8 protein-coding genes are annotated in these 12,766 nt (G+C 37.8%); 2 read left to right on the top strand and 6 right to left on the bottom strand.

Annotated features, from left to right (window positions below; genetic code table 11):
- Nucleotides 1-123 precede the first annotated feature (123 nt).
- From JI666_RS15885 to JI666_RS15860, 6 genes are all read right to left on the bottom strand, one after another.
- Complete coding sequence (locus tag JI666_RS15885) at nucleotides 124-3,012, bottom strand: ATP-binding protein (protein WP_206893584.1); 2,889 nt, start codon at nucleotides 3,010-3,012, stop codon at nucleotides 124-126.
- Complete coding sequence (locus JI666_RS15880; protein WP_206893583.1) at nucleotides 3,005-3,370, bottom strand: response regulator transcription factor; 366 nt, start codon at nucleotides 3,368-3,370, stop codon at nucleotides 3,005-3,007. Before JI666_RS15880 ends, JI666_RS15885 begins: the two co-directional genes overlap by 8 nt.
- Before the next feature lie 105 nt (nucleotides 3,371-3,475).
- Nucleotides 3,476-6,760, bottom strand: coding sequence for a hypothetical protein (locus JI666_RS15875; RefSeq protein ID WP_206893582.1), 3,285 nt, complete (start codon nucleotides 6,758-6,760; stop codon nucleotides 3,476-3,478).
- Nucleotides 6,761-8,113 (bottom strand): glycosyltransferase family 2 protein, encoded by a 1,353-nt coding sequence (locus JI666_RS15870; protein WP_206893596.1) that lies wholly within the window; start codon nucleotides 8,111-8,113, stop codon nucleotides 6,761-6,763.
- 49 nt (nucleotides 8,114-8,162) lie between these two features.
- The gene (locus tag JI666_RS15865) at nucleotides 8,163-9,209 is read right to left on the bottom strand and encodes a HEAT repeat domain-containing protein (RefSeq protein ID WP_206893579.1); all 1,047 of its coding nucleotides are present in this window, start codon (nucleotides 9,207-9,209) and stop codon (nucleotides 8,163-8,165) included.
- Between the two features lie 21 nt (nucleotides 9,210-9,230).
- Nucleotides 9,231-10,826 carry a diguanylate cyclase gene (locus JI666_RS15860; protein ID WP_206893577.1) on the bottom strand — a complete coding sequence of 532 codons (1,596 nt, stop codon included), beginning with the start codon at nucleotides 10,824-10,826 and terminating at the stop codon, nucleotides 9,231-9,233.
- Between the two features lie 281 nt (nucleotides 10,827-11,107).
- Here JI666_RS15860 and JI666_RS15855 point away from each other — a divergent pair, with 281 nt between their 5' ends.
- Both JI666_RS15855 and JI666_RS15850 read left to right on the top strand, forming a co-directional pair.
- A complete protein-coding gene (locus JI666_RS15855; protein WP_206893573.1) occupies nucleotides 11,108-11,536 on the top strand; it encodes a MarR family winged helix-turn-helix transcriptional regulator in 429 nt (142 codons plus the stop codon).
- The gene (locus JI666_RS15850; protein WP_206893571.1) at nucleotides 11,529-12,719 is read left to right on the top strand and encodes an MFS transporter; all 1,191 of its coding nucleotides are present in this window, start codon (nucleotides 11,529-11,531) and stop codon (nucleotides 12,717-12,719) included. The genes JI666_RS15855 and JI666_RS15850 overlap by 8 nt, the downstream gene beginning before the upstream one ends.
- Nucleotides 12,720-12,766: the final 47 nt, after the last annotated feature.

Genomic DNA, 12,766 nt, shown 5'->3' with positions numbered 1-12,766 from the left:
CCGCAGGAGTCTACGTATGTTGGCTACGCTAAGGTCTTACTCTTACCATTCAAAATTCGCGATTTCCTTCATGTATTTTAGTTTTGTCCCAGCCTCTTTTGTATTTAATTTAATTTAATTTAATTATTCTGATAAGCCTTCATCTGTGTCCTCAATTGAGTAATCAGGTACTAAAATCTTTCCATTATTCGTCTTATTCGCAAGTGATTTCACAAGTGACTTCGTTAACTTTTTAGGTGGATATGGCTTTATGAGATAGTCACTTGCCCCTAAATCAAAACCTCGTTGTTTTTCTTCGCTTACTGTCGATACAAAAATAGGTATATCTTTCGTATGTTCCTTTTCTTTCACGGCTTTCAAAACATCCCAGCCGTTCATTCTACCATCTAACATAATATCAAGAACAATACCTTGTGGATTCATTGTTTCAAGTAGTTTAATGGCTGTTTCACCGCTCCTACAATGATGAACGGACCAACCATTTTCAGTAATTTCCTCCATCAGCAAAAGAGCTAAGCTATCATCGTCTTCAACAATAAGAACAGCTGCATCTCGCTCATCACCTGACTTCTCAGACAGTAATGGTTTTTTTCTTGCGATTGGGAAGAAAAGTGTAAATGTACTGCCTATGCCTAAAACAGAAGTTACAGTTACATCTCCTTTATGTGCGGCCATAATCTCTTTTGATATCGCGAGACCAAGTCCCGTTCCTCCAATCTGGCGTCTATCAGAATTATCAACTCGATAAAATTTGGTGAATAATTTGGAAAGTGCGTCCTCAGGAATTCCAAGGCCTTCATCTTTAATATCAACAAACAAACCTTCATGCTTCTCATAGAATCGAATGACAATGGAGCCGCCATGTGGAGAATATTTAACCGCATTACTTATAAAGTTATTGAATACCTGCTTAATTTTATCAGCGTCTCCTGTAACTTCGTGCTTATCCGCTGAATCCTCAATGATAAAGGAATGTTTCGTAGTATTAACTCGATAACTATCAAGTACTTCTTCTACGATTTCTTTTAGATTAATGTGCACTTTCTCGTAATTCTGTTTACCAGCTTCCATTCGCTGTATATCTAGAAAATCATTAATTAACGATGTTAATCGTTTAGCTTCTTTATAAATAGTATTTAAATATTTTTTCTGCTTCTCTGGCTTTAATTCCTTCGCAAGCATTAGTTCTGTAAAACCTAACACACTTGAAAGCGGAGTACGAAGTTCATGACTAACTGTGCTTACAAACTCGTTTTTCATTTCATCTACTTGGTGTTCACGGGTAATATCTCTATGAACAAAAATGGAACCAATAAACTTATCAGCATTATAGATGTGCTCATAGTACATTTGAATAAATAAAGACGACTCCGCATTTGTCTGATAAATAAGTTCACCATGTTTTGGTTTCACTCCAGCAATTACGTCACGAATGTATTCCTGAACGGCGTCCCGATCTTCTGAATCGACCTGTTGAAGAAACTTTGTACTCCACTCATCATACGGTTTCACTTGAACACCGTCAGGAATGCAAGCATCGATCATCGTACACATTTGATCATTCACTGCACGAGTGGTACCTTCTCTGTCAACAAGTTGAATGCCTTCTCGAATGGTATTCAATATTTCCATATTTACCATTCGCTCGTTTTCAGTTGTTTCATATAATCTTAATTTATCAAGTGCAAGAGAGATTTGACGAGACAGTCCAGATAATTCTTGTAATTCACGGTCGATGAAATCCTTCCCGATACGCGTAATACTTAGGATAGCAACAACTGAATCATCCGAAAGAATTGGAAGATAAAGATCACTAGAGTTTCCTTCTCCCTCATGATAGCCCTGTTCACCTTCAGTCATAGTCCTTCTTACAATATGGTATCTTTTCTGCTCGATCACTTTAACTGCCGGACCATCCATCATGCGATCAATCCATTGATGTACTTTATCCTGACTAATTCCAAGCGAAGCATAGTCCCTGCTTTGATTCAGCATCACAATTAACCCTTTGTCAGAATTAAGGATACGAATCATATTGGTAATAATACTTTGAAGTAGCTCATTTTTATTCAAAGTAGATGCCAGTGAACGATTTAACTCATTACGATGTTCAAGAACAAGCTTTTGTACATTCATTTCTCGCACATTTTGTTCAAGTTCACCTTTACTACTTTTCAGTTCATCACTTTGCTTGACTAGTGCTTCGTTTGTTGTGATTAGCGCTCTCTCATTTTGCTGTATGTTGGTAACCATTAAATTAAAAGCTCTAGCTAGTTCTCCAAGCTCATCTGCTCTTCGAACATGAGGCATTTCTACGCTTTCTCCTGAAGATACCTGACTTGAAGCAACAGCCAATTCTTGCAAAGGCTTTCCGATTCTTCGTGCCATAATTCCAGCTAAAACGGTTGCAACTAGTAATAGGAAAATGACAAAAACAACAAAGAGAAACTGGATATTCGACAAACGTTCTATAAGCTCTTCTTCTGTGGCATAGATTTCATCCTCAATTGACGTAACAAGTTCTCTCATACGATCTTGCATCGTGTACACAAGGTCGCTTCCACCGCCAGCTTGGGAAAGACCTCTAAGTCCACTCGTATTATCATTCTCAACATATGTTATGGCTTGATTAAATAACGCATCATATCTAATTAAGTAATTTCTTAAATCTTCAATGAAAGCACTCTGATCACTGTTCTTAATCCGCTCATCAAGATCATCGATTTTTTGATCAATGGTTTGCTGTTCTTTACGATACTCATTCAAAAAAGGGGATTCTAAACGAAATGCTAAGTAGCCTCTTGCTTCAAAAAACATGTGATTTAGACTATCCTCAAGCTGAACTGCATATTGTTGCTCGGTCCTGAGTTGATTTACTTTTGTTCGGTATTTTTGCTCAATCGACTGACTATACACTCCTAATGCTATTGCTGATAGAAGGATCAGGACAAGGAAGCCACTCATAAACCATATAAATTGCCTTGATAAACTAGTTTTCCATCGTCTATTCACTAAGAATGACCTCGACTACTTCAGCAAGCTCGACCGGACTGAAGGGTTTAGAAATAAAATAGTTAGCACCAGCTTGTCGTGCAACTTCCTCATCTTTCTTTTGTGCCTTTGCGGTTAACATCATGATTTTAACCTCTTCTTTCCCCTCATCGCGAATCTTCTTAATTACTTCAAGCCCCGTCATTTCAGGCATCATATAATCAAGGAGAACAAGATCATAATCGTTTGATTGAATAAGGTTGTAAGCTTCCCCACCATCAGACGCTTCGTCAATCTCGTACCCATCATCTTCTAGCGTATCTACGATTAACATACGTAGAATTTCTTCATCATCTGCAACTAATAGTTTAGGAGCCATGCTGTTCACCCATTTCTTATAATAGTAAGCTGTTTACTGTAGAATCTGTTGCTGTAAGACTAGAACAGCCTAATAGTAACAATCGTAGAGGGGATTACCCCTCTACTACTTATATCGACCAAACTCGTCTTGCATAATATAGTAAGATTGTTTTAATCTCTCGTGGTAATCTGGTTCAATCCATTTTTCCCAATCAAATTTGTAGAACTGACTCACAGGAAGAAGGTTGTTTTTCATTTCTGGAGCTGTTTCACTAATTGATGTAATGGTTATGTCTGATGGTTCAATATCTCCTTCATACATGACGACCGCTACTTTAAATCCTTCTACTTTCTTAGATGCCTTTATTCCTTTCTTCCACATATCGCCCATTATTTCTTTGGTGCTCGGATCCTTCACATTGAAAAGTGCCCATGGAAGTCTGATTTCAATCGAGTTATCCTTGACGATAAAGTCAGATAGAGAATTATACTCTTCACTCTCTGGATTAGCGTTACCATAAGTTAGAAGACCTGTTTCGTAGAAATCAAAAGGAAGCGTCTTATCCTGACTCGGGATTGTTAATTCTTTATTGAGCGCCAAACGAATTGGATGGAAGATATCATTATCCTTTTCTTTGGCATACTCCTGTTTAGTGATTAATTCAAGATCTTCACCGTACTGGTAATAATACGAATCATAGTGACTTTGCACCGTCAGCCTTGATTGATTCTCTCCTGCAAGGTTCAAAATAAAATCAATACCCGAAGATGTTTTTAATTCAGGGTCTTTAGACAATTCCTTACTTCCCTGACCGCTAATCGTATCAAAGAGCAACATTGTTTTATCTTTTTCCAAACGTTTTTTTGACATATTCTTGTAATCTAAACGGAAGTAGATATATTTCTCATCACTTGTCATTGATAAACTCTTAAAGTTCTCATCACTGCCTGACTGATACAGTGGCTCAATTTCAGCCTCTTCCCAATCCTCTACATTTCCATCAACTTTAATCGTAAGCTCCTTACCTGGATCAAAACTTAACAAACCAAACTGCTGCTCATTCGTTTGATCGTTTGACCAAAATGGACGTCGATCGGAATTATCGTAATCCATCGTATTCCAGGTTCGCTTAAACCATTCATCTTGCCAGGAGAACACAAGACCACCTGCATAATCCTCTGAGACAATGTTTTCAAATAGTTTTGCGTTTGTACGTCCCTGCTCTACTTCAGAGTTACCTCCCTGGTTCATTCCGTAGACGTTCCTATGCGTCATCCCTCTTGAAGCTGGAACACCGAACTCAGCAACAAGAACGGGCATCGTATGGACCTTTCTAAGCGCATTGAGATAGCCAGCGTAATTGTTCTTCTCCCCTGTTTTATCTATATAGTTCACATACTCTTCTTCATAGTTCAGGAAATCAGGATAGTAAGGGTAAATATGATATGAAGCAAATTGACCAGCGTAATACTTGTCATTCAGTTCAATGACATTTGGATCAACAGAAACAAGGTCTTCCTCTTTCGAAGGCTCTGCCGGATGTTCCAGTAAGTCCGTTGTAACCCAGTTTGTGAAGCTGACTGGCCTTTGCCAGTTATACTGGTCCATTTCATAACTGACCGTATTGTCCATCATTTCTGCTACCCAAATTTCAAAGGGACTCGCACCATTCGTATTTAAATAGTTCCCTTTATATTGAGTCAGCCCTTCATGTTTCTCGTTTGTCGAAACGACTACTTTTGGATCCCACTCAATACCAAGTACCCAGCCAATTACATATGGAGAAACGTCTGCTGTATAACGTCCGCTAGCATGTCCAGGTTTTTCCTTTATCGTTGCATTTCCATGAATGAGATCTACTGTGTCTTTAATGGCTTTATCTAGTAATTCAGTGTTTTTCTCTTCGAAAGCATCTTCTGATGTAATCAATGGTTCCTCTTCTACCCAAACCCCATGGAAGAGATAAAGCGGTTCTTCTGCTTTACTGTTATATTCTAGTAAAGCTTCATAGAAGGCTGGGGGGTGAATGGTATAGATTCGAATTGCATTCGCATTTAACTCGCCAATTTGTTCAAACCATCTTAAATACTCAGATTTTGTAATCGACGTCTCCCCAGGAAAGTAACCTGGCTTCGCAATTCCCATATTCACTCCTTTAATTAAAAGATCCTCCCATTTTCCGTCTTTATACACTTGAAGTTTATCTTCCCCAACCTGCCCAGCAACCTGCACTCCTTCTACTGAATGAACTTCAATAGTTGGTTTTGGTTGTTGCTCTTCAGGAGATTTAACGTTACGGAGAATCGCTTCCATCAAAGGCATATACATTTTCCAATAAAAAGCTTCGAGCGTTTCATTATCTCCTGTCATGAGCAGACGATTGATTGTAGGAAGCCCTTTATATTGGTAGAAATCAAATTCAGATTCACGATCAGCGTAGTCTCCTGCAAAGTAATAAGTTTGATTATGATGAACGACAGCTGGAAAAGTAAGAGGAATGCCCTTTTCTTCTAGCCTTTGTTTTGTTTCCTTGTTTACATCAAGAGTATAATTAGCAAGCACTTCTTCACTGTTCAATGGTTCAACAATATCGAACCAATAGTGATAGGACATCGATCCTTTAACATTGGATTTCTGAAGCAATGTTTTCCCTTCTTCATTGAAAGTAAATTGCACAGTATCTTCTCCGATGTCCTCTTCTTCAACAACAATAATTGAATCATCTTCATTCACAAAAATGAGACCCGCTTTAGTGAAGTCCCACTTTTTTTCATTTTGTTTTTCATAGTTGCTAATTGCCCAAGCAGGAACTTCTCCACCTTGTGATAGGTCTTCAAAATACCGACCAATCCAACCTGACCATTCAAGATTCAAAAGAGAAGAAAGATCCTCTCTTGCTCCATTCTCTGTCGGACTACCGAAAGCATTAAATTCAGCTATAAACGTTGAACCTTTTTGAACAGCCTCTGAAATGACACTAACTTCTTCTTCTTTCATTCCACCGTAAATGAGAGCTGAACGGTCTCCGTCAGAATTTGAACCATAGAAGTCTTCCTCATATACACCATAAGAATCTGCTAAATAAATTAAGTCCTTCCCTACTAATGATTCTGGGAATTTTGTAATGTCATAGCTTTTTCCTGTCCCGGGATGGAACCCTGCGTAATCATCTTTTGGTGAATAAGAAGAACCGTCTTCTCTTACCCACTTCTTATAATTAAGGATCCATGTCAAACCTTTGTGCTCGCGGTACGTGTGGTCTGGAACCGTTTTATCAATGATAAAAACATTACTCGTTTTTTCTTCCTGAAAGCTCCATACGATGATTGGTAAACATAAAATCAATACAAGAACAATTAAGCCTGCAGCGAAACCAATACTAGTTGAACGATTTATCCATCTACGCACTTATTTAGAAACTCCTTTTCTACTCATTTCTCCCCAGCTGTTGTTTCCTTTAATAAGCTGGATAATTCCCTCAACTCGCCAAAAAACTGTTAATGGTCTAAACCAAAAAGCTTCGGAAAGCGAGTAGACATACAACCTTACAAGGTCAATTACTTTCGGATAACGTCTTAAGCTCCATTCTTCCAGAAGCACTGCGCTCATCGAAAGAAGTGAGCCATAGATAATCGCTAACATAAACAATAGAAGTGCGAACGAAGTATAAATTCCACCAACAAATGGAGATAAAATCATGATGATATATCCAATCAATTCGATAACAGGACCTAGGAATTCTACAATGAAGAAATATGGCATCGATATCATACCAACAAGACCATACTTCGGATTGAACAGCATCTCCCTATTATGCCAAAGACTCTCGAATAAACCTCTATGCCAACGGCTTCGTTGTCTTCTTAGAATTTTGGGAGACTCAGGAGCTTCCGTCCAACAAACTGGGTCAGGTACATAGACAATTCTTTTCCCAGACTTCTCTTCTTTGATTAATTTATGTAGCCGGACGACAAGATCCATATCCTCTCCTACTGTATTTGTTCGGTAACCGTTTACTCTGACAACGCTCTCCCGATGAAATACGCCAAAGGCACCAGAAATAATTAATAGAAGGTTGTGTCGTGATAGACCAATTCTCCCCATTAGGAAAGCTCTAAAATATTCAATTACCTGCATAATGACAAAAGGACTTTTAGCAAGTTCTACCTTCATCACTTCTCCACGTTCAATTGTACAACCATTTGCTATCCTGACACTTCCACCTACCGCTACAATATCTTCTTTAGAATCAATGATGGGCTTCATAACTTTAGAAAATGCATCACGTTCAATAATCGAGTCGCCATCTAATGAACAGAAATAAGGATATTGAGCGACGTTAATGCCTGCATTAAGAGCATCTGCTTTTCCACCATTTAGTTTGTCGACCACATATAAATTCTCATAGATAGTCGATTGATAGATCTGTATAATCTCATTAGAACTTACTTGCTTTCGAATCGTCTTCTCTACCTTAACCATTTCGAAGTTTGCTATCGTTTCCTTTAATGTATTATCTTTTGAACCGTCGTTAATCACAATCACTTCAAATTCCGGATAATTAATGCTGAGCAGCGAACGAACGCTGGGAACGATACCAGCTTCCTCGTTATAAGCCGGTACAAGAATTGATACTGGCCTCGTTAGAGAAGACTGTGCCATTTCTTCATAGGGTTCAAATTGATCCAAATCATACTCTCTACGAAGTTGTAGAGCCGAAATAATAAACAATATGAAATAAAATACGATGATCCCAACCATATAAATCGCTACAAAAATTGTAAAAACAACAAGTAGTGTTGAAAAAATATTAGCGAAAGACACTCTTTTTCCCCTTCCTAAGAAGCCATTCGGTGGCTATATCTCTGGCAAAACGATCAACATGTGTCTGAGCAACATCTTCTAAAATTTCCACACCGTTTTGCTGAGCAATAATAGACTCTGCTGCAGTCGTTCTGACCCACCAGTTTTCATCAGTAAGGAGGATCAACAAATCTTCAATAAACCGCTTATCTCTCAGACGTTTGATTAGCCTTGCAGCCATCATTCTTTCTTGCCACGTTTCCGCATGAAGAGAAGGTTTTATTTTCTCAACATCTTTTAAATAGCCAACCTTAACAAGTGATTTTAATGCTCTGATTCTTAATTCTGCATTCTCAGACAGTAAATAGGATTCGATAGTTGGAAGGTATGTATAGTCACCTCGATCACCCATTGCTTCAATTAAAGAAAATTGAATTGTTAGCGGAAAATCTTCAATGATATCCGTGAACTTATTAAATAAACGCTCATCTAATCTCATAAATAGATCCAAGTAATAAAAGCTAGGAAACTCTCTTTCTTCTTTTAATAGAATGAAATACACTCGATCATCTTGAAGATTGGCAAGAATTCTTAATATTTGTAGAGATTCTAACTCACTAGTGCGTTTCTCATTGTAAATAGCGATGCAGTCTTCTATTAGCGAAACCATTCGAAATTTCTCAATTCGATGAAGGGTATTCATTCTAATACTCCATCTTCCATGTTTGAGTCTTTTTTTATAATCATTATGAAGAACCTGTTCAGCTAAATTCTCAATCCTATTTGCTGTGTCAGTATCTCCTTTCATCAATGAATAATATCTTGAAAGTACTTCTTCAAATGCGGTAATCATGGATGATTTATTTGGAATTAAAAGATCCTCTTTCCCTCGAATGGTTGAATCAATTTGCTTAAGATAGTATTGCTTCCAATGCTCCTTTTCCCTTTCAAATTTATTAGCATAAAACTTTCGGACAACAAGAAAAATAAAAAGCACATTCAACACTATAAAAAGCAATAGTGAAACTTGTAAGGTTATAAATACCCCATTCATATAGCTGACTCACTCTTTCTCTTACATCATTTTCTGTATAAGCCTTCGAATTCTCGCTTCAAGTTCCACCATACTAAAAGGCTTCGTAATATAATCATCGGCACCTAACTCCAAAGCTTTAACAATATCTTTCTCGGATTTCCGCCCAGTAAGCATCATGACCGTATAGCGGCTACTGCTTTCATTACGTAGTTTGCGAAGTACTTCAATACCATCCATACGAGGCATAATGCCATCTAGTAATACAAGGCATGAAGAATTCCCTTGATGCCAGCTATCTTCAAAGAAACTCTCACCTTCTCGATAACTTCTAACCTCGATTTCATAATTACCGTCAGACTGAAACTGCTGAAGTTGAGATGTCAATAATGTCCTCATAATTTCATCATCATCTACAACAGCAATACGAATCGTTTTCATTGGCTTCGAATCTACAAGATTACTTTCATAAATAACGACTTGATTTCGACCATTCGCTTTAGCACGATACAATGCTTCATCTGCTTGATTTAGAAGTTCTTTATTGGAGGATACGGAATCAATATCTACCACTCCTCCAGAGAATGTAACTGAAAAGGTCTCCTCTTTAACACGAAACGTTTTGGATCGAAACCCACTAAGAAGACGACTAAGAAACTTCTCTGCCTGAGTAGCAGTTGTGTCCGGTAGAATAAGGACAAATTCTTCGCCACCATAGCGAATAAGTGTATCTGTTCGTCTCTTCTCATTCATAATGTAATGGGAGAGTTTTTTCAGTACCTGATCTCCAATCAAGTGACCAAAACGATCGTTGATGGATTTAAAATGGTCGATATCAAACATAACAAGAGAAGCTTTATCCCCATTTCGTACAAGGTCATAGCGCATATAGTTCAATTGTGTTTCAAGAAACTTTCGATTGTACGCCCCAGTCAGTTCATCTGTTAATACAGAATGAACGACTGTTTTACGTTTCTTAATTTTATGATTCACTCGTAATAAGTACTCTTCTATTGATACGTCCTGACCGAGAAAATCATCTGCACCAAAATTATAGCCTTCTATTCGATTTGATATTGAGCTCTCAGAATCTGTGAGGATTAACGGAATGAATTGCAATTCTGCCTTCTCTCTCATTTCTTTTGCAATTCCAAATTCATCTGTCTCTACCAATTGAAAATCTACTATGATGCAATCAGGATGCATGTCGTACAAGGCTGTGTGAGCTTTTGAGAGATCCATGGCTGCAAACACGAGATAACCTTCTTTTTCAAGACTTGCTTTCATCTCAATTAAGTTCATTGGATTGGGATGTATTAACATAATCATTCTTTTTACTTCAGACTTTTTATTTTCATCATGTTGTAATGCTGCTTGCTCGAGAATTTCATCCATAACATCTTCTAGAAGTTTGATTGTTTCTTCATTGCTGAAAGAACGCTCACTCTCCAATTCAAAATGAGTAAGTAGAGCTTCCGCCTTTTCAGCAGCTGATCCATATCCCACCGTTCCAGCAGTTCCTTTAAACGTATGTAAGAATTGATATAATTCTTTCTCTGATATGCTTTCGTTTCTAGCTTTGATTTCCTCGAATTTATCTTTCATATTCGAAACGAATTTCTTCCTGTATTTTTCCAATTAAAAGCCTCCCTCTTAATGCAAAGAGTGAATTTTGTCGAATCACTAAATACATTCATCATAATTTAGATTAATGTCCTATACAAGATTTATTGTGTAAGTTTTTCCAGTTAATCTAGTAAACAGGTATATAGAAGTGGCACTAACTTCACAAACCTTTCTTACGGTGTAGAAAGTCACAAAAGTTATGAAATACCTTCTTCTTTACATTCTTTCCATTCGCCTGTAGACTGTTCTTTATGATTTTATTTACCTAGGTAAACTTTTGAATGGAGGAGAATATGCTTTCTACAAATACCATCTTTCACACACTTCACCAACAAGTTCGCTATATTACAAAAGAAATGAATGAGAAATTAAAGGATTATAATCTCTATAGTTCTCAATGGTCGATCCTCTATTGCTTAGATCAATTCGGTCCAATGAAACAGACTGAAATCTGGCAGTATTTAAATGTTGAGGCACCAACGACGACACGAACGCTTGTCCGAATGGAAAAAAATAATTGGATTGTTCGAGTAGAGGGAAAAGATAAGCGTGAACGAATCGTTCAGTTAACTGACAATGCGGCGCTCCTATTACCAGAAATCAAACAGTCTATTCAGCAAATTGAGCAATCGCTTCTTAAAGATTTGGATTCTGATGAAATACAACAGTTTCATATTCTCTTAAAGAAAATCGGTTACAAAGGGGTTGAAGCTAATGTCTAGTAAACGCCCAATTTGGACGAAAAGCTTCATCAATATATTCGTTAGTAATTTATTTGTATTCATTGTTTTCTATGCACTCTTAACATTGCTCCCAATTTATGTAACAGATGCAATTGGAGGAAGTGAATCACAAGCGGGATTAATTATTACGATCTTCTTGCTTTCCGCTATTATTGTTCGACCTTTTTCTGGTAGATTAATTGATCGTTTTGGCAAAAAGAACATGCTTGTGACGAGCGCAACTTTTTTCGCAGTCACATCATTTCTCTATCCACTAATCGACCACTATATTGCTTTATTGCTCCTTCGCTTTTTCCACGGCGTATGGTTTAGTATTGTAACAACAGCTGCAGGGGCTATAGCTGCCGACTCTATCCCTAAAGAACGTCGAGGGGAGGGCCTCGGATACTTTGCGATGTCTATGAATTTAGCAGTCGTGACAGGGCCGTTTATCGCTCTTACTCTTCTTCAATTCGTATCTTATGTAACGATCTTCCTTATTCTGAGCGGTATTATGATTGTTGGAGTTCTATGTACAATTGGGGTTAAAACCATTGAAAATACTGATCCAGTTAAAATCTCAAAGCTTACGTTTGAAGATTTGTTTGAGAAAAAGTCGTTTCCCATCGCAATCGTTGGACTTTTTGTCGCGTTCTCCTATGCCAGCGTCATTTCATTTATTTCGCTATACGCTAAATCACTCGATCTACTTGATGCAGCAGGTTTCTTTTTCGCAGTATTCGCAGTCGCTATGCTCGTTTCAAGGCCATTTACTGGACGACTCTTTGATACAAGAGGTCCAAACACTGTCATCCTGCCCGCATTTGTTTTATTTGCGATTGGTCTTATGACACTAAGCTTCACTAACGTTGCATGGATGCTCCTTCTGGCTGGAGCTTTCATTGGGTTAGGATATGGCTCAATCGTACCCAGTTTTCAAACTTTAGCCATTCAGGCTGCACCGGAATCACGAAGTGCTCATGCAACAGCTACGTTTTTCACTTTTTTCGATACAGGAATTGCTACCGGGTCTTATGTACTTGGACTTATTGTTACAACGATGGGTTACGCCAATTTGTATATGAGTCTTTCGATCTTCGTGATTGGTATTCTGTTCTTCTATCAATGGGTACAAAAACAAAAGCGGATTAGAAAACAACTTCAATCTCAAACCAATTACTAAGGAAATGCTTACCATAGCGATTTAATGGGTTGAAGTATGGTGGAATA

The organism is Bacillus sp. NTK071, from assembly GCF_017303315.1.
In the GTDB taxonomy this organism is placed as follows: Bacteria; Bacillota; Bacilli; order Bacillales; family Guptibacillaceae; genus Guptibacillus.
Note: the sequence above shows the minus strand (reverse complement) of the source record. Positions and strands in the feature narration are given on the sequence as shown.

Coding starts and splice junctions, on each gene's coding strand:
- JI666_RS15880 (WP_206893583.1), bottom strand. CDS start 3,370: ATGGCTCCTAAACTATTAGTTGCAGATGATGAAGAAATTCTACGTATG.
- JI666_RS15870 (WP_206893596.1), bottom strand. CDS start 8,113: ATGGTTGGGATCATCGTATTTTATTTCATATTGTTTATTATTTCGGCT.
- JI666_RS15865 (WP_206893579.1), bottom strand. CDS start 9,209: ATGAATGGGGTATTTATAACCTTACAAGTTTCACTATTGCTTTTTATA.
- JI666_RS15855 (WP_206893573.1), top strand. CDS start 11,108: ATGCTTTCTACAAATACCATCTTTCACACACTTCACCAACAAGTTCGC.
- JI666_RS15850 (WP_206893571.1), top strand. CDS start 11,529: ATGTCTAGTAAACGCCCAATTTGGACGAAAAGCTTCATCAATATATTC.